Consider the following 25,527-nt stretch of genomic DNA (forward strand, 5'->3'; position numbering starts at 1 on the left):
TTGTAGAACGCTTCGAAAACTTCAGAGCGACCAGAGCGACTTATAGAACCCAACGAAAACTACCACTCCCAAGCGACTTCTTCCTCCTGCCACCACTACTGATTCTTCTGACCCTGTTCCCGCCTGATTAAATCCCAGACTCTCTCCTTTAACCCCCATTTCTTCGCTTTTAAAGGCGCTATACCCCCATATAAACTATTACCAGCGCGGAATAAATAAAAAGACCTATAATATGATACAAGAAAATAAATTTATACTATAAAACAATTAATTAACAACGAAAATTTTCCAGTTAAATATATAGTCACGACTATTTCGAACAAATGTGTAACTAAAGACTGTAAAAAATTATAATAAGTAATGCAGAATATCCATTTATATTGTATACTAATTAAATATTTAGAAAATAACGTCTTTTAACCTACATTTAACTTTAAAGTTCTACGATATAAAAAAGATGTGGTTCGAAAGATTGGGGAATGAGGGATTCGGAACGACTGCCTCGCCCGTGAATCGTAAGAATCCAATAAGAGAGGAGAGCGGCTATGAGCGCTAAAACCATACTTATTACCGGTGGCCACGGATTTATCGGCTCCAATATGATCCATTATTATTTGAACAAATACCCGGATTATCAGATTGTTAATATCGACTACAACATCGAAGCGGCCAATCAGAAAAGGATCCATTGTCCCGAGCAGGCAAACCGTTATTCGTTCCACCGGGTCGATATCCGGAACGTTTACGCCATCAGCCATTTGTTCGAGCTGTATGACATTACCGACATCCTCCATTTTGCAGCGGAAACGCGCAGTGTGGAACGGGTCGGGGAAATTCGCCTTTACGAACAAACCAATGTGCTCGGCACACTAAACCTGTTGCATGCCGCACAAAGTGCTTGGATGGTAGATGCACATCAGCCGAAACCGGAATACGCCCGATCGCGCTTTCATCATTTGTCTCTTGCAGATAAACCCAATGACACCTTATACAGTGAAAGTAAAGAACGAGCCGATGCGATGATTCAGAAGTTCCACGAGCAGCACGGTTTGGATATCGTCACCACGGCCAGCCCGGAAATCTTCGGGCCGATGCAGCAGGAAGACGAGCTGATCCCAGCCTTAATACGGCAAGCGCTGGACGGCGACCTGCCCATCCCTGAAAGCGGGCAGCAACGCAATTGGCTGTTTGTTGGTGATTTATGCGAAGCGATCGATACCATGTTCCATTTAGGAGATGCGGGTCAGCGCTATGAAATTGGAGCCAATGCCCGTTTGGATGACAGGGAGCTGTCGCAGCAGATCAATGGCTTGCTGAATGAATATTTCCCGGGAAATGACCTGGGCGGGACTAAAGGAAATGAAGCTGCGCTTTATTCGAAAGCATCTCCAATCGCCCAAAAGCAAGTTCTGGGCTTTGCGCCGTTTACACCATTTGGAATCGGCTTGGGCATTGCACTGGACTGGTACATCCAAAAATACAAATATGCAGATTTTATAGAGAAACAATAGAAAATATTCCGCCAGAAGAGGTGAGTACTTGATAACATTCGGAAACGACCAATTCTTTAGTTTTGAAAAACGGACACGGCCCATCAAATCGATTGCACTTATTCATAAAAACATGAAGATGGGCGGCGTGGAAATGCTGGTGGTGCGCATGGTCAAATGGCTCAGCGCCCACGGCTATAACGTGACGCTGTTCTTGTTCAGCAGCGGAGGACCTTTGCTGCGCGAACTGAAATCCGTCAAAGGCGTGACCATTGTGGTGGACGATGACAAAAGAGATCCTTCAGTCAATCTGTGGCTCCTCACCAAGATGCTGAGCAAGCGTTTTGACGAAAAATTCGATTTGGTTTATTCGTTCGGGCCAAAGTCGTTCCTATTGTCTTATCTGCTGCCTGCCAGCAAACGGCTGTCCGGCGTCTACCACCCGGAAAGCTATAAACAGGACTGTATGGACGGTGTACTCAAAACCCTCAAGTTGATCGATCCAAAATTCTACACGAAACTGCTGTTCATGAATCCATCGATCCAAAAAATGACGGAACAGGCAATTGGCGAGCCTTTGAACAATACCATCTTCCCGATGCCGCTGGACTTTTGTTCGCCGACGAAAACATTGTGCAACTTCGGGTCGCGCCGCATTGTCTCTATGGGACAGCTGGCGCATTTCCGAACGTATAATTATTATATGGTCGACATCATGGAAAAGCTGGTCGAAATCGACCCGGCGTTTACGTACCATATTTATGGGACGGGTCAGGGCGAAGACTGCCTTCGTGAAAAAATCGCCAATTCTCCGGCGCGTGACCACATCTTTATGCACGGCGCGTTCACGTATGCGGATAAAAAGCGCGCATTGCAGGACAGCTTCTGTTTTGTCGGCATGGGCGTTCCGCTCATTGAAGCGGCAGGCTGCGGCATTCCGGGAATCGCCGCCAAGATCAATGACCAGTTTGGATTGACGGAAGGCTTTCTTCATCAGTTGCCGCCGTACGAAAGCGGCGATTCGTTCTCGGCAGACAGCGAACTTTTCGGCGTTCAGGCGCAGATCGAAAAATTGCTGTCGAATGAAACGCAATACCAGAAAATCTCCAAGCGGGACCGTGTCAAAGCCAATGAGTTTGAAAGTGATCATGTCATGGAAAACTTCATCAAAGAAGCTGAGACCAAGAAGTTTTCATTTAGGCTGCACTAAACCTTTGAGAACTTTTAATGTGGTAAATAAGCTGAAAGTTTCTATAATAATGACAAGTAGTGTAAATATCATAAGTTTGCAGAAAAAAACATGCCATTTAGACTAGTATTATCGGCTTTCAGATACTATAATGGAAATATAAGTAGGGGGAAGCTACACAAGACCTATATAAATCCATAGGAAAGCGAGTTGAAAGGCTTATGACGGAGTACGACTCTTATAGAGAAAAAGTAGAGCGGCGACATAACAAGGCCTTAGTAGAAGTCATCAAAGACGTCTACATCAAGGACAACATGGGGCCATCGGTGAGCGCAAAAAAGCTCGGGATGCCACGGCAAGCCTTTGTACATTTTGTACATGAATACGATTTAAAGAAACTCAAATTCAGTGACTATAAAAAAAAAGTGATGATTTTACCGGAACGCCAGATGGCCCGGTAAAATAGCCCACAAAAACCCGCTCCCTGATCGACAGGAGCGGGTTTTTGTGTGGAAAAAAATAGAGAGGCGGAGATAGCAGGTGAAAGAATAAAGATGAAAGATAGATGGAGTTGGTGGGGAGAAATCGTTTCAAGTGGACGCTTTCCTGTGGGAGTCCACTCCAAAGCACCCGAGCGACTTATAGAAATCAACGAAAAACTACTCCTCAATCTCTTTCTTGTTAGCGACATGTAGGATCAGAGCATGGGAGGACGTCCCTGTGTCGGCCACAAATTGAAAAAACATTTGAGTCCGACACAGGGACGGCAACGGGCGAGCCACAAATTGGAGGACATTTGTGTCTCACCCCGGCTACCGCAACCCAAAATGTTTTTCTCCCCAGGCGAAGGCGCGTGCACCACCGCCGCCAAGCGCTTCCAGAACCCCACGCTTACTTCCCCCCCCCACACCACAAGTTTGCCGCGTATCCCCACAACCCCAAGCGAACGGTGCGTCAAGGAGTGGACGGAGCCATAAGACGAGCAGCGCCCTTCAACTGCCCGGCTTATCGCGGGAGTCCACTCCAGAGCACCCGAGCGACTTATAGAAATCAACGAAAAACTACTCCTCAATCTCTTTCTTGTTAGCGACATGTAGGATCAGAGCATGGGAGGACGTCCCTGTGTCGGCCACAAATTGGAGGGCATTTGTGTCTCGCCCAAGCAACCGCAAACCGCATCCACTTTCGAATTTCCCTCACTAAGCGCCGGCGCGTGCACCACCGCCGCCAAGCGCTTCCAGAACCCCGCGCTCACTTTCCCCCCCACACACCACAAGTTCGCTGCGTATCCCCACAACACCAAGCGAACGGTGCGTCAAGGAGTGGACGGAGCGATAAGACTGGCAGCGGCCCTTCAGCTGCCCGGCTTCTCGCGGGAGTCCACTCCAGAGCACCAGAGCGGCTTTTAGAACTTCACCAAAACTACTGCCATCACTCTATATTCATAGGATGCAGCAGGATCTAGCGTGTGAACACGTCCCTGTGTCGGCCACAAATTGAAAAACATTTGAGTCCGACACAGGGACGGCAACGGGCGAGCCACAAATTGGAGGACATTTGTGTCTCGCCCCGGCTACCGCAACCCAAAATGTTTTTTCTCCCCAAGCGAAGGCGCGTGCACCACCGCCGCCAAGCGCTTCCAGAACCCCGCGCTCACTTTCCCCCACAGACACCACAAGTTTGCTGCGTATCCCCACAACACCAAGCGAACGGTGCGTCAAGGAGTGGACGGAGCCATAAGACTGGCAGTGTTCTTCAGCTGCCCGGCTTATCGCGGGAGTCCACTCCAGAGCACCCGAGCGACTTATAGGACCCGCCAAAAACGACTCTCGAATCTCTTTCTTGTTAGCGACATGTAGGATCAGAGCATGGGAGGACGTCCCTGTGTCGGCCACAAATTGAAAAAACATTTGAGTCCGACACAGGGACGGCAGCGGGAGAGCCACAAATTTAGGGGCATTTGTGTCTTGCCCCAGCTACCGGAAACCGCATCCACTTTTGAATTTCCCTCACTAAGCGCCGGCGCGTGCACCACCGCCGCCAAGCGATTCCAGAACCCCACGCTCACTTTCCCCCACACACACCACAAGTTTGCCGCGTATCCCCACAACCCCAAGCGAACGGTGCGTCAAGGAGTGGACGGAGCGATAAGACTGGCAGCGCACTTCAGCTGCCCGGCTTATCGCGGGAGTCCACTCCAAAGCACCCGAGCGACCTATAAAACACCACAAAAACAATAAAAAGCGCAACCCTATTAGGATTACGCTTTTAAATCTCACATATTCAAATGCGCTTTCAACGCAGCCTGGATCTCTGCCAACTCAGCATCATCCATCATATAATACCAAATGCCATTGATTGTCTCGCCAACACCATCTTCTACAATAATCTGATCCACTGTCCCAATCGCATCGCGGTAATTCGACTGGACATCCATCATCTCGTCAAACGTCATATTCGTGCGGACGTTGTCGCCGAGTGCAGTGAAGATGCCCTTGTAATTCAACAAGCTGTTGACCGATGCGCCTCTTTTCATAATCGCTTGAATCACTTGCTTCTGGCGGTTCTGGCGGCCAAAGTCGCCTTCAGGATCTTGCTTGCGCATTCTGACATAACCCAATGCTTCCTCGCCGTTCAACTCAATGTTTCCAGCGGCGAATTCATCAAACGCCATCGCATTGTTCACTTCCACGCCGCCGACTGCATCGACAATGTCCTTAAAGCCTTCCATGTTCACTTGCATCACATAGTCAATTGGAATATCCAATAGGTTTTCCACTGTCGCCATCGACATTTCAATGCCGCCGAAAGCGTAAGCGTGGTTGATCTTATCCATGGTGCCGCGTCCGACAATCTCGGTATACGTATCACGCGGAATCGATACCATCTTCGTGGATCCTTCTGCCGGGTTGACGGTCATGACAACGACCGTATCTGAACGGCCGCGGTCGTCTTCGCGTTCATCAACACCCAATAACAAGACCGAGAAGGGATCTTGGTTGTCCAGGACAACTTCCTGGTCTGTCGTGCGTTTGTCTGATGCTTCGCGCTCGATTGGTTCGTGGATTTCATCCAATGTGTTGGTAAAGCTACTATAAATCGTAAACAAGTAAACGCCAAGACCAATAACGATCAATCCCAGAATTCCTAACACCCACGGCCATTTTTTCTTCTTGGTCTTTTTCTCTTTTCTGCTCATCAACAAATTCCCCTTTAGTCAGCGATAAAATACGCTTCCAGTTCTTGTGCCCATGTCTCTGCGCCTTTGTCATTTGGCAAGCCATCGTCAGTTAAATAGTCTTTCAGCAGTTCGTCGTCAGTATCCGGCCATGCCGACCAATGGTCAATGTAAGCATAGCCGTTTGTCGCTGCAAATTCATCTAATGCGGCGACCTGTGCCAAATAATAGCCGGCACCGTAGATCGGCTGTGGGGGATGGAGTAAGAGTACGGCATCTGCCACTTCAGCAGTCATGGCAGCATCAAAAGCTTTAATATGTTCGCGCTCTTGTTCGATGGCGAGGCGATCGTTGTTCATCAGCGTCATCGGTTCGAGCAGTACCAAATCATAGCCCGCGGACAAGTCGACATTGACCAATGACTGAGAAGTTCCTTCTATTGAAAGCACTTCCATTTCGACAAAGTCACCATAAGCTTTTGTTACTGCATCTTTCAGCAGTTCAGCATAGCCTGGTGCACCCGAGTCAAGAGCTGCAGAACCGGTAATCAGCATCTTCAGGGTTTCGTCATTACTGTGACGATCCAATAGCAGCTCGCGGACCTGTATATCCATTTTCAAAGTCAATTCCTCAACGTTCACAGTATTGACGCTTGTTTTGGTTTGCAGTTCCTCTTTTTTTGTCTCTCCTGTTTGTGCAGCCACTTCCTCAGGTTTATCCAGCACGTTCTCCAGTTTGTCCTGCCACGTTAAATAGCTAAATACTAAGACAACTACACAAATAATAACAGCAATTGCTGCGCCAATTTTATACAAATTCATCGAATACTCCTTTCAAAAAACACCTATACTTACAAATAAAGATAGCATAATTCCTTCTAATAGCCTATAAAACATTTTAAAATTGGAAGTTCTTTCGACTCTTTCCTATGCTATACTATTTTATGTTGTTTATGAATCAAAAATGATAAGAATATGAAAATAAAAGGAGATAATCACTACATGGAAGAAACCATCAGCTTACAAGACTTGTTTAAAACCTTGAAAAAACGGGCCGGGTTAATTGCCCTTATGACCATATTAGCCATCACCATCGCAGGCGTTGTGTCGTTTTTAGTCTTGACACCGATGTATGAGACTTCCACACAGATCCTGGTCAACCAGGAACAGTCGGAAGCTGCCCAATTGACAAACCAGAACATCCAAACCGATCTTCAATTGATCAATACATATTCAGTCATCATCAAAAGCCCGGCCATCTTAGATGAAGTATCAAGCCAGTTGGATCTTGATATGACAGCCGAACAGCTGAACAGTAAAATCACGGTCGCTACCGCTGAAAATTCTCAGGTGGTCAATGTCACCGTGCAGGACGAAAATCCGGCACTTGCAGTGGACATCGCCAACACAACAGCGGAAGTGTTTGAAGGCGAAATCATGGAATTGATGAACGTCGACAACGTCTCAATCCTGTCACCGGCTGTACTAAAGGAAAATCCGTCACCGGTTGCACCAAACCCGATGCTGAACATGGCCATTGCGGCTGTTATCGGCTTGATGCTTGGCGTAGGGATTGCGTTCCTGCTTGAATACTTGGATACATCTATTAAAACGCAGCAGGATATCGAAGAAATCCTCGGCGTTCCGTTGCTCGGTGTTATTTCGCCGATCAAAGAAGAAGCAAAGCTCGAACAAACCACTACATCAAACAGAAGGGCGGGATAAAAAATGGCGAGAAAGAAAAAGGTCCTGCAGGAAACTGCGCGTAAACTCATCGCATTTACAACACCCCGTTCATTCGTGTCAGAACAATTCCGTACCTTGCGCACCAATATCAACTTCTCATCACCAGATGCAGAAATTCGCACATTGGTTGTTACGTCAGCGGCACCATCAGAAGGAAAGTCGACAACTGCCGCAAACCTGGCAGTCGTTTTCGCACAGGAAGGCAAAAAAGTCTTGCTGGTGGATGGCGATATGCGCAAACCGACCACGCATTACACATTCCGGATGGGGAATACGGTCGGTTTGTCGAGTGTTTTGACGCGCCAAAATTCGATCCAGGAAGTGATCCGCCCAACAGCGATTGAGCGTTTAGATTTGATGACGTGCGGCCCGATTCCGCCAAACCCGGCAGAGTTACTGGCATCCAAATCGATGTCAGCGCTGATCGAACAGCTGAAGGAAATGTATGACTTGATCATCTTTGATGCGCCGCCTGTTCTTTCGGTAACCGATGGGCAGATTTTGGCGAATAAATGTGAAGGGACGATTTTGGTCGTCAGCTCGGGAAAGACCGAGAAGGACACGGCATTGAAAGCTAAAGAAGCGATCGAATCTTCCAATAGCCGCCTGATCGGTGCGGTGCTAAATAATTATGCTCTGGCAAAAGACAGCTATTATTATCAATATTACGGAAATACAGAGTAAAAAGGGCTTTCCTTTTTACTTTTTTTTAAGCATCTGAGGAGGACGACATAATGATCGACACGCACGCCCATATCCTTCCCGGTCTGGATGACGGTGCAGAAACCATGGAACAGACAAAGCGCATGCTGGAAAAAGCGGTCGCCGAACAGCTGACAGGCATCATTGCCACGCCCCATGCATTTCACCCGAACTTCAACACCAACCTCGCTGCCTTGAAAAAACAATTAGAGCTGGTCAACAGCTGGATTGCACAAGAACAGCTCCCTCTTACCATCTACAGCGGCCAGGAATGCCGGCTGTCCGATAAATTGCCTGAACGCCTCGTGGCAGGAGAAGCATTGACGATGGCGGGTTCTAGATACGTTTTACTGGAGCTGCCATCTTCAGGAATTCCGGCTTACACGGTGCCAATCATCCAGCAATTGATCACCCGCAATTACGTGCCGATCATCGCCCATGCCGAGCGAAACCAAGGCATCATCGAAAAGCCGGAGCGCCTGAAAAAGCTGTTGCTTCACGGAGCACTGGCGCAAGTGACGGCGGGTTCTGTTGCCGGCAGCTTCGGCAAAGCCATTCAGCGCACAGCAATGAGCTTGATCGACGCCAATTTGATCCACGTTTACGGTTCAGACGTCCACAGCTTGGACAAGCGGCCATTCCTGTTCAACGAAGGCCTCGATTATTTGGAGAAAAAGAACCAACATGACATGGTGGATATTTTCCTCGAAAACAACGAGCGTATTCTCCTGGATGACCATTTACATGTATTAGAGCCAGAAGACATTCGTAAAGGGAAATGGTGGAATATATTTGCTTAATAAATAATAAAAAAGTATTATTTTGTTTTTAAAATCCTATCATTTCCAATTCATAATATGTTAGACTTAAAAAGAATTTTTACCCATATATGAATATAGTACTGGATAACGAAAGGATTGACCCCTATTGTCCCTGAAAAACCGTGTTTCCCTATTACTAATTGTCGACTCGCTGATTGTCTTTTTCTCCGTTTTTGTCGGCTACTACATTCTTTATCCCTATACGAATGTTATTCAAAATCAATTTCTTCTGGCAAGTGCCTTGACGATTTTTATCGCCCATCATGCCTTGGCGATGTACTATGGCCTGTACCGCAAAGTCTGGGAATATGCTTCGATTGGCGAGTTGACTTCCATCTTCAAAGCCGTCAGCTGGTCGATCGTCGTTATTGGTCTGGTGCAATACCTGTACAGGGGAGATGTTCTGTTGCGGGCACTGGCCATTACGTGGATGCTGCATCTCCTGTTAATCGGCGGCTCACGGCTGTCATGGCGCTTGTTTCGTGACAAGAAAATCCGGCACAAGGATCTAGAGCTGAAACGCACCTTGATCATCGGAGCGGGAAAAGCAGGCACCTTAGTAGCACGCCAGTTGCTGTCCAATCCTGAAAATGGCTTGTTGCCGGTCTTGTATATTGATGATGACAAGAACAAGCAAGGCCTTGATATTTACGGCGTCCGTGTGGTTTATGGCAACACAAAAAACGTTGCTGACATCGCCAAAGACAACCGGATCGACACCATCATCATTGCCATCCCTTCACTCGGCAAGCAAGAAACCGCCGAGCTGATCCAAATTTGCATGGACTCTGGGATCCGGACACAGACGATCCCGATGATTGAAGACATTATGACCGGCAAAGTGTCGGTGACGGATATTCAAGACGTCAAGATTGAAGACTTGCTGGGCCGCGACGAAGTCAAACTGGATATGGACAAAATCGCCAGCCAGTTGACCAGCAAGACGATTCTCGTAACGGGAGCAGGCGGTTCGATTGGCTCTGAAATCTCCCGACAAATCGCACGCTTTGGTCCGAAAAAGCTGTTGCTTCTGGGCCACGGAGAAAACTCCATTTACTTGATTGATATGGAGCTTCGACAAGCTGTGGCGCCGGACACGGAAATTATTCCGATTATCGCCGACGTCCAGGACCGCGCACGCATCCTGGAAATTATGGAGACTTATAAACCAGATGTGGTTTACCATGCAGCGGCGCATAAACATGTGCCGTTAATGGAAGGAAATCCGATGGAAGCGGTCAAGAACAATGTCTACGGCACGAAAAATGTCGCAGAGGCTGCGCATTTGAGCGGTGTAGGCAATTTCGTTATGGTGTCGACTGATAAAGCGGTCAATCCGCCAAATATCATGGGGGCTACCAAACGCTTTGCTGAAATGATCGTCCAGAACCTGGCGAAACGCAGTGATACCAAGTTCGCAGCAGTACGTTTCGGCAATGTACTCGGTTCGCGTGGTTCGGTTATTCCACTGTTCAAGAAACAAATCGCAGCAGGTGGGCCTGTTACGGTTACAGATCCTCGTATGACTCGTTACTTCATGACGATTCCGGAAGCATCACGGCTTGTGATTCAAGCTGGAACTTTGGCTGAAGGCGGCGAAGTATTCGTGTTGGATATGGGAGAGCCGGTGAAGATTGTCGATCTGGCACAGAACTTGATCCGCTTGTCGGGTTATTCAGAAGGGGAGATTGGCATCAACTTTTCTGGGATCCGTCCTGGTGAGAAGTTGTTTGAAGAGTTGTTGAATGACAACGAGATCCAGACCGAGCAGGTATTTCCGAAGATTTATATTGGGAAGGCGAATCCGGTTGGTGAGGGTGAGTTGACTTATCTTTTGGAGAAGTTGCCGGGGATGCGGGATGATGAGGTTAAGGAAGTGCTGGTAACTTTAGCTAATCGGAAGAATGTAGCAACTCCGAGAGTAGAAGTTGGTACTGCTTAATGGAAGCAATCAAAGAAAATGCAGATAGAAAGGGGAGCACGATGTTCTCATTCACGAAAAGAATTTTAGATTTTTCTTTATCTCTACTAATTATTGTTGGTTTGTCTCCCGTTCTTCTGCTCTTATGCATTTTCATAAAGATAGATTCACCAGGGCCTATTCTGTTTAAACAAAAAAGGATAGGAAAGAACAAGGAGAATTTTGATATCTTGAAGTTTCGAACGATGAAAATTGATACGCCTAACGATATGCCAACCCATTTGTTGGAAAAACCTGACTTTTATATTACGAAAACAGGTAAGTTTTTACGCAAGACCAGCTTAGATGAGTTGCCCCAATTGTTTAATATCCTAAGGGGTGAAATGAGCATTATTGGTCCGCGTCCAGCACTGTGGAATCAGTATGATTTGATTGCGGAGCGAGACAAGTATAGTGCGAATGATATTTTGCCTGGACTAACTGGGCTTGCTCAAATTAGTGGTAGGGACGAGTTAGCGATTGAAGTTAAGGCGAAGATTGATGGAGAGTATGTTGAAAAAATGAGTCCGGTGTTGGACTTTAAGATATTCTTTGGGACTGTGTTTAGTGTTTTGAAGAGTGATGGGGTTAAAGAAGGCATAGATGTAAATAAAGATAACTCTTAATGTAAAGGTTGTTTGAGGCATGAGTAAAAAAAACATCTTGATTACTGGCAGCGGCAGTTATGTCGGTACAAATTTAATAGAGTGGTTAAGCCAATGGCCTGGTCAATATGAAATTGAAGAGCTTTCTGTGCGTGGTGAAGAGTGGAAGAAAAGAGACTTTTCCAAGTTTGATTCTGTTCTTCACGTGGCAGGGATAGCCCATGTTTCTACAGACCCTAAGATGGAAGAGCAATACTATAAAGTGAACCGGGATCTTACGATTGAAGTAGCTGAGCATGCCAAGAACAAGGGTGTTAAACAGTTCATTTTTATGAGCAGTATCATTGTTTACGGAGACAGCAGCAGCGACAAAAGGGTTATTGATCGGAGTACTATACCAAAGCCAAGTAATTTCTATGGCAACAGCAAACTCCAAGCTGAAGAAGGAATAAAACTTTTAGAGGGTGAAAATTTTAAGGTTGCGATAATTAGACCTCCTATGATTTATGGGAAGAATTCTAAAGGTAATTACCCGAAATTGGTTAAGGCTGCTAAGGTCCTTCCTACATTTCCTGACTTCGATAATGAGCGCAGTATGCTTCATATAGACAATTTAAGTGAATTTTTGAGGTTGATGATTAAGAATGAAGAGAGTGGATTGTTTTTTCCACAGAATCGGGAGTACGTTAGGACTAGCGAGATGGTTCGGGTTATTGCTAGAGTCCATGGGAAAAAGATAAAGCTTTTAAAAATATTTAATTTTGTTTTAAAGCCAATGATTGGTAAAGTAACCATCGTAAACAAAGTTTTTGGGAATTTAATTTACGATAAAAATATAAGTACATACAAAGAAAATTATCAAATAAGAAATTTGAAGAAATCGATAGAAGTGACGGAAAGATAATTTAGAAAGGTTTGAGTTCTTAATGAAAAAACACATTTTAGTTATTTCCCAATACTTCTATCCTGAACAATTTAGAATAAATGATATTTGTACTGAGTGGGTAAAAAGAGGATATAAAGTGACAGTCATTACTGGTATACCAAATTATCCCCAAGGGAAATACTATGAGGGCTATGGTCTTCTTAAGAAAAGAGAAGAAATATACAATGGTATTAATATCATCAGATTACCCTTAGTTCCTCGTGGTAATAACTCGCTGATGTTAGCGTTAAATTATTTTTCATTCGTAGTTTCTGGTTTTCTGTGGAATAAACTAACTAAGATTAAAGCAGATTATGTATTTATTTTTGAAGTTTCCCCTATGACACAGGCATTGCCAGGAGTTTGGTATGCGAAAAAAAGAAACATACCAAGTTATCTATATGTACAAGATCTATGGCCAGAAAATGTTGAAATCATAACGGGCATCAAAAATAAATATATTTTAGGTAATATAGGTAAGATGGTTGACTACATTTATGCACACTCTACTAAGATTTTTACTACATCAAAGAGTTTTGTAAACTCTATTCATGACCGTGGAGTACCCAATGAAAAAATTGAATATTGGCCACAATATGCAGAAGACTTTTATATTCCTTTGGATAGAGAAACAATTCCTGAGATATCCGAAAACAAAGCTTTTAATGTAATATTCGCCGGTAATATAGGCAATGCACAAGGACTAGAAATCCTTCCTAAGGCGGCTTCAATAATTAAAAAGAAAAAACCGAGTAGCAATATTCAGTTTAATATTGTTGGTGATGGTAGATATAAAGGTGAATTAATAAAACTGGTAGCATCTTTAGGTTTAGATGAATCATTTAATTTTATTCCAAAACAACCAGCAACGAGAATTCCTGAATTGATGGCAGTTAATGACGCGGCATATTTAAGTTTAACAGACAATATTTTATTTACTAAGACAATACCTGCAAAGCTACAATCTTATATGGCTTGTGGAATTCCAACTATTGCTTCAGCAGCGGGAGAAACTGAGAAAATTATTAGTATTGCTAATGCGGGAGTTTGCTGTCCTCCAGGAGATATTGAGAATTTAGCCGATCTTATAATCGAGATATCCACTAAATCCAAAGTAGAGTTAGAACAAATCGGACTAAATGCTAGAAGTTATTACGATGAAAATTTTAGTAAAGAAAAGCTTTTGGATCGAATGGATACATACTTTGAAAAAGTTTAAATTGGAGGAAATAAAATGTTTAAAGATAAAATTCTGCTTATAACAGGCGGTACAGGGTCGTTTGGCAACGCAGTACTAAACCGTTTTTTAGATACCGATATCAAAGAAATCCGTATCTTTTCTAGAGATGAAAAAAAACAAGAAGATATTAGAAAACGCCTAAACAATCCAAAAGTAAAATACTATATTGGTGATGTAAGAGATGTTAATAGTCTTAATACTGTAATGAATAATGTTGATTATGTCTTCCATGCTGCAGCTCTTAAACAAGTTCCTTCTTGTGAATTCTTTCCAATGGAAGCTGTAAAAACTAATGTTTTAGGAACAGAGAATGTTCTAAATGCTGCAATTCAAAACAATGTTAAAAAAGTAATATGTCTCTCAACTGATAAAGCTGTATATCCGATCAATGCAATGGGAATCTCCAAAGCCATGATGGAAAAAGTGACAGTTGCTAAATCTCGTACTGTAGATGTGGATGAGACTACTATTAGCGGAACCCGGTATGGTAACGTAATGGCTTCACGCGGATCGGTAATTCCTTTATTTATTGACCAAATTAAAACTGGTAAACCTTTAACAATTACGGATCCGGAAATGACGAGATACTTAATGTCGTTGGAAGATGCTGTTGAATTGGTGTTGTTTGCTTTTAAAAACTCAGACCAGGGAGATATTTTTGTTCAAAAAGCTCCTGCCTCTACAATCGGCGAACTTGCTCAAGCACTTAAAGAGTTATTCAAAGTTGACAATCCAATCGAAGTAATTGGAACTCGCCATGGTGAAAAATTATATGAAACACTTCTCACAAGAGAAGAAATGGCTGTAGCTACAGATATGGGTGGCTATTACCGCATCCCAGCTGACAACCGTGATTTGAACTACAATAAGTTCTTTACTGAAGGCGAAGAAGAGATTACAGAGGGTTGGGAATATAACTCTCATAATACGCACCGTTTAAGCATGCAGGAAATTAAAGAGCTATTACTTACCCTTGATGTAGTTCAAGAAGAATTAGCAAAAATGGGTGTTACGCAATGACTAAGATTTTAGTGACAGGTGCCAATGGATTTGTCGGCAAAAACTTAGTAGCAGAATTAAAAAATCAAGGCCATGAAGAGTTGTATTTATTTAATAGAGAGAACTCTTCTGAGGATCTTGAAAAGTATACAAGAGACTGTGATTTTGTCTTTCATTTGGCAGGCGTTAATCGTCCGCAAAACGAAAGTGAATTCATGGAAGGCAATCATGGATTAACGTCTCAATTGCTTCAGTTTCTAGAAAAAAATAAAAATAAAGCTCCGGTATTAATTACTTCTTCTATCCAGGCTGAAAAAGATAATCCTTATGGTAAAAGCAAGAAAGCTGGAGAAGATGAATTGTTTGCTTATGCTAAGCATACAGGTGCAAAAGTGTTTGTTTATAGACTACCAAACTTATTTGGTAAGTGGAGCAAGCCTAACTATAATACAGTAGTTGCCACATACTGTTATAACGTCGCTAGAGATATAGATATCCAGGTTAATAACCCTGAAGCTGTATTAGAACTAGCTTACATTGATGATGTGCTGGAAGAGTTTCTCCGAGCTTTGGAAGGAACTCCGACCAACAATGAAAACCTTTGTGTTGTACCAGTCACTCACAAAATTGAGTTGGGAGACCTAGCTGATCAAATCAAAAGTTTTAAAGAAAGCAGAAAGTCTTTAGCTGTACCAACAATGAGTGATGGAATGACGAAAAAATTATATAGTACATATCTTAGCTTCTTACCAGAAGATAACTTCTCATATGATTTGAAGATGAATGTCGACAATCGAGGGTCTTTCACGGAATTCCTTCGTACGTCAGACCGCGGTCAAGTCTCGGTTAATATTTCTAAATCTGGAATTACAAAAGGAAATCATTGGCATCATACGAAGAATGAGAAGTTCCTTGTAGTAAGTGGTAATGGTCTAATTAGATTTAGAAATATTGATTCAGAAGAAACTATCGAGTATTGCGTAACTGGCGACAAACTGCAGGTAGTTGATATTCCAACAGGCTATACACATTCAATTGTAAACATAGGAGAAACAGATTTAGTTACAGTAATGTGGGTGAACGAAAGCTTTAATCCAGAGAAGCCAGACACTCATTATTTGGAGGTATAAGGATGAAAAAGTTAAAAGTAATGACTGTTGTAGGAACAAGGCCTGAAATCATTAGACTTTCAGCAGTTATCAATAAACTAGAAGAATCAAATGCAATAGAACATATACTTGTACATACAGGACAAAACTATGACTATGAATTAAATGAAGTGTTCTTCGAAGACTTCAACTTGAGAAAACCAGACTATTTTTTAAATGCAGCCAACGGCACTGCCGTTGAAACAATCGGCAATATCCTGGTGAAAATTGATCCGATTTTGGAAGAGATTAATCCAGAGGCATTGCTTGTTTTGGGTGACACAAATAGCTGTCTATGCGCTATTGCAGCTAAGAGAAGACAGATTCCTATTTTCCACATGGAAGCAGGAAACCGCTGCTTTGACCAACGTGTACCAGAAGAAACAAACCGGAAAATCGTTGATCACACAGCGGATATCAACTTAACGTATAGCGATATTGCTAGAGAATATCTATTAAGAGAAGGTCTTCCAGCAGATCGAATTATTAAAACAGGTAGTCCAATGTTTGAAGTTTTAAATTCAAGAAAAGAAGATATTGAGAAATCAAATATAGTTGAAAAATTGAATCTTGAAGCAGAAAATTACTTCGTGGTATCAGCACATCGTGAAGAAAATATCAGTTCCGAAAAAAACTTCATAGATTTGTGCGATAGTTTAAATGAGATTGCAGATAAATATGGTATGCCGATTATTATTAGCACTCATCCAAGAACGCAAAAGATGATTGACGCTAAAGGTATTAAATTTAATAAATTGATTAAAACTATGAAGCCTTTAGGGTTTAACGATTACGTCAAGCTGCAAATGAAATCGAAGGCTGTGCTTAGTGATAGTGGCACAATAAGTGAAGAGTCTTCTATTCTTGGATTTAGAGCACTCAACATTAGACAGGCTCATGAACGGCCAGAAGCAATGGAAGAAGCGTCTGTTATGATGGTTGGGGTAGAACAAGAGAGAATATTGCAAGGACTAAAAGTATTGGATTTCCAAAAAAACAATACTCTGAGAAATGTAGAAGACTATAGCATGCCTAACGTATCAGACAAAGTATTGAGAATTGTATTATCATACACTGATTATGTTAATAGAGTTATTTGGAGGAAGTAAATATGAAAGTTGTTTTATTAGCTCCGACGCCTCCACCAGCAGGTGGAATCGCAAGTTGGACTGTGCGTATGCAAAATGCTACTTTAAAAAATGGTTGGAAAGTCGAAGTAGTTGATGAAAAATTACTTGGTAATAGAGAAGTTTTTGGGGGTAAAACTAATAAAAACTTACTTATGGAGATTAAGAGATGTATTAGAATTTGGAAAGATTTAATAAATTCCTTAAAAGACGATGATGTAAAGGTAGTTCATTCATGTATTCCAGCCAGTACTTTAGGGATGCTTAGAGAATATGTATGTGCACATATATCAAAATTTAATAGAAAAAAGTTTATTATACATTATCGTTGCACCATACCGAATATGTGTACAAGCAAAATAGGGAAAACAGTCTTTAAGTTACTAACCAATAAAAGTGACCTTGTTATAGCTCTTAATTCCCAATCCATGGATTTTGCAAAAACTTACAGCGAAACTCCAGTTATGGTCATTCCAAATTTTATTGAAAAATCTGCTATTAGTAACAACAATTCAAAAAAAAATTCTGAGAGAGTTAAAAGAATACTTTATGTAGGTGGAGTTATAAAAAGTAAAGGGTGCGAAGATATTATAAAAGTTGCTTGGGAATTTCCAAATATAAATTTCCGTTTTGTAGGTAACATAGATCCGGAGGTATACAATCAAAGTATTCCTCAGAATGTAGAATTCTGTGGAGAGAAAAATAAGTTGGAAGTTAGACAAGAAATGATTGAAGCGGATATCTTTATGTTTGTTAGCTATTTCCCTGGTGAAGGTTTTTCGAATGCTCTGGCAGAGGCCATGGCTTCGGGCTTACCTTGTATAGCCAGCGATTGGGCAGCAAATAAAGATATGCTGGAAGAAGAAGGAGGTATAATAGTACCGATAAAAGATACGGTGAAAATGAAAAGAGCTATAGAACTTTTACAGAACAATAAAGATTTGCGCAACTCTCAATCAAATTGGAATATAAGTAAAGTGAAAAGATACTATACTGAGAAAATTGTTACTGATATGTATGTAAATGAATATGAAAAACTAACAAAATTATAATGCTAACAATATTTTGGTATATGAACTGATGCTGCTAATGTTAATATTATTTAAAAATTAAATGATTCTAAGAGATTTGATTAATCTTTATAAGATATTTTCTTATATTTGAAGTATCAAATGTGTATAAAGATTATTTTTATCCTTTGAAAAATTATAATATTAAAGTGGGTGAAATTTTGAAAAAAAATATTGGATTATTAGTTCCTTCTATGAATAGTGGTGGAGCTGAAAGAGTGGTATCAAGGTTGTCTTATATTTTGAATGAAGATTATAATGTTTTTGTTATCTTATTTGAAGATACATATATGAAATACAATCTAAATGGGACAGTTATTAATTTAGGAGTGCCAGCTAAGGTCGGGCATAATTTCAAAAGAATTCTACTGCCTTTTAGGAGGGCAAGAATATTAAAAAAAATAAAAAAGGATAAAAATTTAGATGTAGTAATTAGTTTTTTGGACAGCCCTAATATGGTAAATTTTATCTCTAGGACTAACATATGTAAGACAATTTTATCAATTAGAAACTTTGATACTAATTATAAGAATTTTATATTAAGATATCTATTCCGATTTTTGTATTCTAAAGCGGATAAAGTAATTACAGTTTCACAAGTTATAAATGAAAAAATATCGGATGAATATAATCTTAGTAGAGAAAACGTAATTACAATTTATAATCCCTACGATTTATATGAAATAAAAATCAGTGGAAGAGAAGAAATTAAAGAAGAATATAAATCATTTTTTGAAAGTAACAAAGTTTTTATTAGTGTAGGAAGACAAGTATATCAAAAAGGATTCTGGCATTTAATTAAAGCATTTAAGAAAGTTCATGATATAGATCCAGAGGCTAGATTAGTTATAGTTGGTAGAGAAGAAAGTGGAGGAAAATCAATAAATCTTGTAAAAGAGCTAGGATTAGAAAAAAAAGTGCTCTTTACTGGTTATGAACAAAATCCATATAAATACATGGCGAGAAGCAATATTTATGTTGTTTCTTCATTGTATGAAGGATTTCCTAATTCAATGGTTGAAGCGATGGGAGCCGGATGTGCTATATTGGCAGCTGATTGTAAGTCTGGACCTAGAGAGATATTATACAAGTCACCAAACTTACAAGATATTAGCTTCGAAATAGAATATGCAGACTTTGGTATACTTGTCCCGCCTTTAAGCAAGATAGAAAACTGGGATAAGAACGTTTTAGAAAAAGAAGAAATTATTTTGTCAAATGCAATGCTAACTTATATACAGAATCCTAGCATGCAAGAAAGATATTCAGAAAAAGCATTAGAAAGAGTTAAAGATTTCAATTATGAAAAATGTAAAACTGAATTCGAGTGTGTTATTAATGCATAAAAAAGTTATGTTGAACAATAATAAATTTCTTTTTAGTATAGAAAAAGTAAATATATTTTTATTTTCGATATACATGGTTTCTTTATATCTTTTTGATAATAATGCCAGTTTTTTGATTTTATCAGAATTATCTTTCATACTATTTTCTATAACTACTATGACTCTAATTTTTAAAGAAAATCGACTTTATGTTCATGAATATATTTGGTTTGCTTTATTATTTTTGGGGTACTCAACTTTATCAGTATTATGGGCCATCGATCCATCATTAGGATTTGCTAAGGTGAAGACACTTATACAGTTAGTATTTTTGTATTTTTTAGTGTACCACACTTTTTATAAGACAAAGAATATAATTGTTTTTTTAAGAATTCTTCTTATAGCTGGACTCATCTTAAGTATTTATACTCTATTTTATTATGGACCTCAATATATAATAAACGCAATGTTAACAGGTTCAAGGTTGGGTGGAGACTTTAGTCAAGAGAATGTTTTTGGAATAAATTTAGCGATAACCACTATCCTTTGTTTCTTTTTTTATTCCTTTAAAAATTCTAAAATGGCTGGTTTAATATTTGTTTTACCACTTGTACTTGCAATGTCGAGCGGGTCGCGCAAAGCTTTATTAGTAATAATTATAGGTATAATTTTAATTTTATTTTTTAAAAATGGTTGGAAAAAAGTATATAAAGTTGCGATAAGTTTGAGTTTGTTTTTTATTGCTATATATTATGCAATAAAATTACCGATTTTTAGTTCTATTTATAATAGAACTGAAGGTTTACTTGCTGTACTAAACGGGAGTAGTGGAAAGGAAGCTTCAGCAGTATATAGACAGATGTTAATAGAACAAGGAATTATATGGTTTAAAGAAAGTCCGATATGGGGTTATGGACTGGCAAACTTTCGTACCTTGAATATAAATAGTTTTGGCGTAAATAGTTATGCACATAACAATTTTGTCGAGTTGCTTGTTAATGGCGGTTTGATAGGATTTATAATTTTCTATTTTATGTATGTTTATATATTTATAAGGCTTTTCCCATATTTAAAAGCTAAGTATCCAGAAGTAATTGCTATTTATATTTTACTCTCAATAAGATTTTTCATGGATTTCGCCATTGTGTCTTACGACACTAAAATGACGTGGATATATTTAGCGATAGGATTTATTACAGTGAAAAAATATACTGAAAAAACTTAGCATATCGTATTTTAAAACCAATAAAAGTAAAGGAAATGATATTTTGAGCCTTATAAATAAGAGTATTTCATTTTTGAAAAAACCAAGTAAAATTATTTTATATTTAAGTGAAAAAAGATTTTTTAATTTTTTAGCAGATGAAACATATTTGAAGCTAATATTCCGTGTTCGTACAGGAAAGAAATTAAAATTAGACAATCCTTTAACCTTTAATGAAAAATTGCAGTGGCTCAAGTTAAACTGGCGAGATCCGGTCGCCATTAAATGTGCGGATAAGTATGAAGTAAGGGAATTTGTAAGTGAAAGAATTGGAGGGGAATATCTAAATGAAATCTACGGTGTATTCAATAAACCAGAAGAAATCGACCTCGGAAAGTTATCTGATTCTTTTGTGCTAAAAGGAACTCATGGTTCTGGCTATAATATTGTTTGTAAAAATAAGGCGAATTTAAATTGGAATTTAGCAAGAACACAAATGAATCAGTGGCTCAAAGTTAACTATTTTTGGAGAAATAGAGAGTGGGTTTATAAAGAGATAAAGCCTAGAATAGTTTGTGAAAAACTTTTAGATCAAGGGAATGGAGAAGAACTTCAAGATTATCGGTTTTTTTGTTTTAATGGAGAACCTAAATTTATTTCAGTTGACTTTAGTATTACTAATAAGCAAAAAACGCGAAGAAATTTATATGATCTGAATTGGAATCTATTATCTGAGGAAATTTCCTACCCAAAAGAACTCTCTCTCGTTATTGAAAAACCCGAAAAATTAAATGAAATGATAAGTTTAAGCAAGGAATTAGCCAGAGATTTTCCGCATGCTAGAGTAGACTTTTATTATATCAAAGGAAAAATAATTTTTGGGGAAATTACATTTTTCCATCAAAGTGGTATGGCAAAAATAAAACCATATAAATTCGATGAAATAATGGGTAGTTGGTTAAGACTACCTGGTTTTAAAAGTTAGTTAATGAAAGTTAGTTTTATTAATGTTATATCGAAAAATGGAAAAAATAATAAATTTTTTAATAAAAAGGAGGTATTAAAGTGAAAAAAGTACTGCAAGTTTCATGTGGAGGATTAGGAAGAGGAGGTGTTCAAAATGTTATAATGGGGATTTGCAGGAATATTGATGATATTCAATTCGATATTTTACTATTCACTGATGAAGAAAGGTATTACGATCAAGAATTTTTGGAGTTAGGTGGTAAAATATTTCGAGTACCAAATTACAATGGAAAAAGTATCCTAAGAAAAAGAGCGGATTACTATATTAGATTTTCAAGAATATTTTTAAATGTCTATAGAATATTAAAAAAGAATGGCCCATATCTAGCAATACACTGCCATAACTCATTTGAAAGTGGAATTTGCAACTTAGCTGCCAAGTTGGCAGGAGTAAAGGTTCGAATTTCTCATAGTCATACTGCTGAATCTGCTACTAAATTTAATGTATTAAGAAGATTTTATGATAAAATATTGTCCGAATTATTGAATAAATATTCGAATGTGAAAATCGGGTGCTCAGCTGAAGCAAACAATTATCTTTTTGAAAAACAAGAAAATTCATATGTGATAAATAATGCCATTGATTTGGAACAATTCAATCCTCTTAAATTTTCAGAGATTAAAAAAAATGAAATTCAATTTATTCATATTGGTCAATATTCCTCTAATAAAAATCAAACATTTTTAATTGATATATTTGATAATATGCAAAAAAAAATCAGCAATGTTAAATTAGTGTTGATTGGTTTTGGGAGCGAAAAAGAATTCTTAAGAAGTAAAATAAAAAGTTTAAACCTAGAAACTAAAGTAGAAATGAGAAACCCATCTTCTGATATTCCTAAATCTCTTTTTGAATCTGATTTTTTCATATTTCCTTCATTTAAAGAAGGGCTTGGTATCGTTTTATTAGAAGCACAGGCTATGGGATTAAAGTGTTTTGTTTCTTCAACTATTCCTAAAGAAGCAAACTTGGGTTTATGCACTTATATAGATTTAAACTTAGGAGCTGAAGAATGGGCAAGCCACATACTTAATCATATAGCAAAAAGAGACTTTAATAAAAAAATTTTGGAGCCAGAAAGTTTAATGGCTTATGACATAAAAAATATCTGTACTAAGTATGTTGAGATATATACAAGGAAGGAAATGAAGAATGAAAACTGGAACTTTAACATTTCATAATGTCACAAACTATGGAGCGATGTTACAAGCATATGCTCTCCAAAAATATATTCACAAGTTAGGTATTGAAAATGAAATTATTGACTTCTACCCTAACACCACAAAACAGGTTGTAAATCGCTCCATCTTTAAGAAAGCTAGTTACTATATGTTGAGATTACCTGAATTAGTAATTAAAAGGAAAAAAATAGAGAAATTTAATGATTTCAAAAATGGCTTTTTATCAATTTCATCTGAAAAATTTTATGGAGATGATGATATTAACAATGGCATTATTAATTACGAGGCGTATGTTGTCGGCAGCGATCAAATTTGGAATACACAAATCACAAATAATTCGCAAACATTTTATTTAAACTTCGTTGATAATAAAAGAAAGATTGCTTATGCGGGAAGTTTCGGTAAAACCGAATTGTCTTTAGAAGAAAAAGAGAATATTGGAAACTATTTGACCAGTTTTGATAGTTTATCAGTAAGAGAATCGGAACACCAGAAAATACTTGAAGAAGTATACAATATCACGACAAATCATGTTCTAGATCCGGTATTCCTATTAAATAAGCAAGAATGGATTTCAATAGCAGCTCCTATAAAGTTACCGTCTAAATACATTTTAGTTTACGTTTTAGAAAATTCAGCAATACTGCATGCTCATGCTAAAGAAATGTCGAAAAAATTAGATGCAGAAATTTTGTACATATCAATGATTCCCGAAAAAATCAAAGGTAAAGTAATAACTGGAATTGGCCCTCGAGAATTTTTATATGCTTTTGAAAATGCAACTTATGTATGTACAAACTCTTTTCATGGTACAGCTTTTGCTATTATTTTTAATAAACAGTTTTCTGTTGTAAGACATACACGTCGTAATTCAAGAATTGAAAGTCTCTTACAGCTTGCAGAACTTAGTCATAGATATGTAGACAGTACCACTGATAAAGTTGAAATAATAAACTATGGTGACGTGTTGGAAAATATCAATATTCATATCAAAAGTTCAAAAAAATTTCTAGAAAATGCACTCGAAGAATCTACTGTATCTGAAAAATAAGGGATGTAAAAAACTTGGGTATTAATACAAGATCACAAAAAGCGTTCGTGAACGTAGCTGCTGCATTTTTGAATAAAATTTTGTCTTTAGTTATTAAGTTCGGGGTTAGAACTGTTTTCATATATACACTAGGGGTTGAGTATTTAGGTTTAAATGGACTGTTTTTAAGTATTATAGCGTTACTGTCCTTGGCTGATTTAGGCTTTAGTATTGCACTGCCATACAGTCTGTATAAACCACTAGCTGAAAAAGATAATAGAAAAATACAAGCTTTAATGGCTTTCTATTCGAAAGTTTACAAATGGATTGGACTATTTGTTTTTGTTATTGGACTTATATTACTTCCCCTACTTCCATTTATGTTTAATAATATTCCAAACATCAATAATATTAATAGTATTTTTATGCTGTTCGTTATAAACTCCGCAATTTCTTATCTTTTCATTTATAAAAAAACTTTAATACTCGCAGATCAAAAAGGGTATTTAATTTCAAATATCGAATGGGTTTTTGCTCTGATTTTAGCAATTATACAAATTTACATTTTAATCAATTATGAAAATTATATTTTATATCTGATTATGATGATTCTTATTACTATTTCTCAAAACTTGTATATTTCTAAAAAGTGCGACGACTTATATCCTTTTCTAAAAGAAAAAAATACTAATAAATTAGAAAAAGCAGAGAAAAATAAGTTATCCAAAGATATTTTCGCTTTAATGATATATAAGTTTGCTAATGCCATTGAGAGTAGTATTGATAATATTATAATTTCTATTTATTTAGGAATAGCAATTGTAGGAATATACTCTAATTACTCTTTAGTTATCCTTTCAATACAAGGAATACTTATGGTAGCTATTAATTCATTAACCTCAAGTGTAGGGAATTTAATTGCGCAGGGGGACAAGAATAAAATATATCCAGTATATAATGCAATAAATTTGATGAGTATATGGATGTATGGTGTAGTTGGAATTTCTTTGTGGATTTTAATTAATCCTTTCATTTATTTATGGATAGGTGAGGAATACTTACTAGAACCATTAATTGTATTTCTTTTAGTTATTAACCTATATATATTTGGAAGTCATAATACTACTTCTATTTTCAGAAATTCTTTCGGACTATTTTGGGAAGCAAGATACAGACCGATTTTAATGATTATTATGAATGTATCTTTATCGATCCTTTTTGTGCAAATTATAGGCTTAGCTGGGGTGTTTATAGGGTCAATTTTAAGTCGCTTATTAACTGTAGGAATTATGGATCCTTATATAGTTCATAAATATGGGTTTAAAAGTTCAGTAATTCCTTATCATTTTAAGAAATTTTTATATATGATTTCTATTTCTGTTGTTGGGTTACTCACATATCTAATTACATCAATAACTTCAGATGAAAGTATATTCACTTTCTTGCAAAAATGCATTTTTGTTCTGCTAATATCAAACGCATTATTGTTTGTGATTTTTTATAAATCGAAAGAATTAAAATATCTATCAAATTTAATAAAAGGTATATTAAAACGGTGAAA

At 38.6% G+C, this 25,527-nt stretch carries 22 protein-coding genes; 20 read left to right on the forward strand and 2 right to left on the reverse strand.

Features of this window, described 5'->3' with window-relative positions; translation table 11 throughout:
- The first annotated feature begins 545 nt into the window (after window positions 1-545).
- From J7I83_RS15875 to J7I83_RS15885, 3 genes are all read left to right on the forward strand, one after another.
- Complete coding sequence (locus J7I83_RS15875; RefSeq protein WP_215102315.1) at window positions 546-1,511, forward strand: GDP-mannose 4,6-dehydratase; 966 nt, start codon at window positions 546-548, stop codon at window positions 1,509-1,511.
- 28 nt (window positions 1,512-1,539) lie between these two features.
- Window positions 1,540-2,700: a glycosyltransferase gene (locus tag J7I83_RS15880; RefSeq protein ID WP_215102317.1), complete on the forward strand. Its 1,161-nt coding sequence runs from the start codon at window positions 1,540-1,542 to the stop codon at window positions 2,698-2,700.
- A 200-nt stretch (window positions 2,701-2,900) separates the two neighbouring features.
- Window positions 2,901-3,140 carry a hypothetical protein gene (locus tag J7I83_RS15885; RefSeq protein ID WP_215102319.1) on the forward strand — a complete coding sequence of 80 codons (240 nt, stop codon included), beginning with the start codon at window positions 2,901-2,903 and terminating at the stop codon, window positions 3,138-3,140.
- 1,814 nt (window positions 3,141-4,954) lie between these two features.
- On the opposite strand, the gene J7I83_RS15890 is transcribed toward J7I83_RS15885, so the two are convergent.
- Both J7I83_RS15890 and J7I83_RS15895 read right to left on the reverse strand, forming a co-directional pair.
- Entirely contained in the window at window positions 4,955-5,878 is a 924-nt protein-coding gene (locus J7I83_RS15890; RefSeq protein WP_215102321.1) for an LCP family glycopolymer transferase, read from the reverse strand.
- Window positions 5,879-5,892: 14 nt separating this feature from the next.
- Window positions 5,893-6,678 carry an SGNH/GDSL hydrolase family protein gene (locus J7I83_RS15895; RefSeq protein ID WP_215102323.1) on the reverse strand — a complete coding sequence of 262 codons (786 nt, stop codon included), beginning with the start codon at window positions 6,676-6,678 and terminating at the stop codon, window positions 5,893-5,895.
- 180 nt (window positions 6,679-6,858) lie between these two features.
- Between J7I83_RS15895 and J7I83_RS15900 the strand changes: the two genes are divergently transcribed.
- The 17 genes from J7I83_RS15900 (at window position 6,859) to J7I83_RS15980 (ending at window position 25,525) form a co-directional block, all read left to right on the forward strand.
- Window positions 6,859-7,581 carry a YveK family protein gene (locus tag J7I83_RS15900; protein ID WP_215102325.1) on the forward strand — a complete coding sequence of 241 codons (723 nt, stop codon included), beginning with the start codon at window positions 6,859-6,861 and terminating at the stop codon, window positions 7,579-7,581.
- A 3-nt stretch (window positions 7,582-7,584) separates the two neighbouring features.
- Window positions 7,585-8,286, forward strand: a complete 702-nt coding sequence (locus J7I83_RS15905) for a CpsD/CapB family tyrosine-protein kinase (RefSeq protein WP_215102327.1) — start codon at window positions 7,585-7,587, stop codon at window positions 8,284-8,286.
- 50 nt (window positions 8,287-8,336) lie between these two features.
- Window positions 8,337-9,104 carry a tyrosine-protein phosphatase gene (locus J7I83_RS15910; RefSeq protein ID WP_215102329.1) on the forward strand — a complete coding sequence of 256 codons (768 nt, stop codon included), beginning with the start codon at window positions 8,337-8,339 and terminating at the stop codon, window positions 9,102-9,104.
- Between the two features lie 127 nt (window positions 9,105-9,231).
- Window positions 9,232-11,067, forward strand: a complete 1,836-nt coding sequence (locus tag J7I83_RS15915) for a polysaccharide biosynthesis protein (RefSeq protein WP_215102331.1) — start codon at window positions 9,232-9,234, stop codon at window positions 11,065-11,067.
- A 41-nt stretch (window positions 11,068-11,108) separates the two neighbouring features.
- Window positions 11,109-11,711, forward strand: coding sequence for a sugar transferase (locus J7I83_RS15920; RefSeq protein ID WP_215102374.1), 603 nt, complete (start codon window positions 11,109-11,111; stop codon window positions 11,709-11,711).
- Between the two features lie 19 nt (window positions 11,712-11,730).
- A complete protein-coding gene (locus tag J7I83_RS15925; RefSeq protein WP_215102334.1) occupies window positions 11,731-12,594 on the forward strand; it encodes an NAD-dependent epimerase/dehydratase family protein in 864 nt (287 codons plus the stop codon).
- Window positions 12,595-12,616: 22 nt separating this feature from the next.
- Entirely contained in the window at window positions 12,617-13,834 is a 1,218-nt protein-coding gene (locus J7I83_RS15930; protein WP_215102336.1) for a glycosyltransferase family 4 protein, read from the forward strand.
- A 15-nt stretch (window positions 13,835-13,849) separates the two neighbouring features.
- The gene (locus J7I83_RS15935; RefSeq protein WP_215102338.1) at window positions 13,850-14,875 is read left to right on the forward strand and encodes a polysaccharide biosynthesis protein; all 1,026 of its coding nucleotides are present in this window, start codon (window positions 13,850-13,852) and stop codon (window positions 14,873-14,875) included.
- The gene (locus tag J7I83_RS15940; RefSeq protein WP_215102340.1) at window positions 14,872-15,984 is read left to right on the forward strand and encodes a polysaccharide biosynthesis C-terminal domain-containing protein; all 1,113 of its coding nucleotides are present in this window, start codon (window positions 14,872-14,874) and stop codon (window positions 15,982-15,984) included. The genes J7I83_RS15935 and J7I83_RS15940 overlap by 4 nt, the downstream gene beginning before the upstream one ends.
- A 2-nt stretch (window positions 15,985-15,986) precedes the next feature.
- On the forward strand, window positions 15,987-17,111 hold the full coding sequence (gene wecB / locus J7I83_RS15945; RefSeq protein WP_215102342.1) for a non-hydrolyzing UDP-N-acetylglucosamine 2-epimerase: 1,125 nt from the start codon (window positions 15,987-15,989) through the stop codon (window positions 17,109-17,111).
- Window positions 17,112-17,113: 2 nt separating this feature from the next.
- Window positions 17,114-18,181, forward strand: a complete 1,068-nt coding sequence (locus J7I83_RS15950) for a glycosyltransferase family 4 protein (RefSeq protein ID WP_215102344.1) — start codon at window positions 17,114-17,116, stop codon at window positions 18,179-18,181.
- 122 nt (window positions 18,182-18,303) lie between these two features.
- On the forward strand, window positions 18,304-19,545 hold the full coding sequence (locus J7I83_RS15955; RefSeq protein WP_215102346.1) for a glycosyltransferase: 1,242 nt from the start codon (window positions 18,304-18,306) through the stop codon (window positions 19,543-19,545).
- Window positions 19,502-20,749: an O-antigen ligase family protein gene (locus tag J7I83_RS15960; RefSeq protein WP_215102348.1), complete on the forward strand. Its 1,248-nt coding sequence runs from the start codon at window positions 19,502-19,504 to the stop codon at window positions 20,747-20,749. The genes J7I83_RS15955 and J7I83_RS15960 overlap by 44 nt, the downstream gene beginning before the upstream one ends.
- A 73-nt stretch (window positions 20,750-20,822) precedes the next feature.
- A complete protein-coding gene (locus J7I83_RS15965) occupies window positions 20,823-21,713 on the forward strand; it encodes an ATP-grasp fold amidoligase family protein (protein WP_215102350.1) in 891 nt (296 codons plus the stop codon).
- Between the two features lie 80 nt (window positions 21,714-21,793).
- Window positions 21,794-22,936, forward strand: a complete 1,143-nt coding sequence (locus J7I83_RS15970) for a glycosyltransferase (protein WP_215102352.1) — start codon at window positions 21,794-21,796, stop codon at window positions 22,934-22,936.
- Window positions 22,908-23,987, forward strand: coding sequence for a polysaccharide pyruvyl transferase family protein (locus tag J7I83_RS15975; RefSeq protein WP_215102353.1), 1,080 nt, complete (start codon window positions 22,908-22,910; stop codon window positions 23,985-23,987). Before J7I83_RS15970 ends, J7I83_RS15975 begins: the two co-directional genes overlap by 29 nt.
- 14 nt (window positions 23,988-24,001) lie before the next feature.
- Entirely contained in the window at window positions 24,002-25,525 is a 1,524-nt protein-coding gene (locus J7I83_RS15980; protein WP_215102355.1) for a lipopolysaccharide biosynthesis protein, read from the forward strand.
- Window positions 25,526-25,527 lie beyond the last annotated feature (2 nt).

This window comes from Planococcus sp. ISL-110, assembly GCF_018613575.1.
Taxonomy (GTDB): Bacteria; Bacillota; Bacilli; order Bacillales_A; family Planococcaceae; genus Planococcus.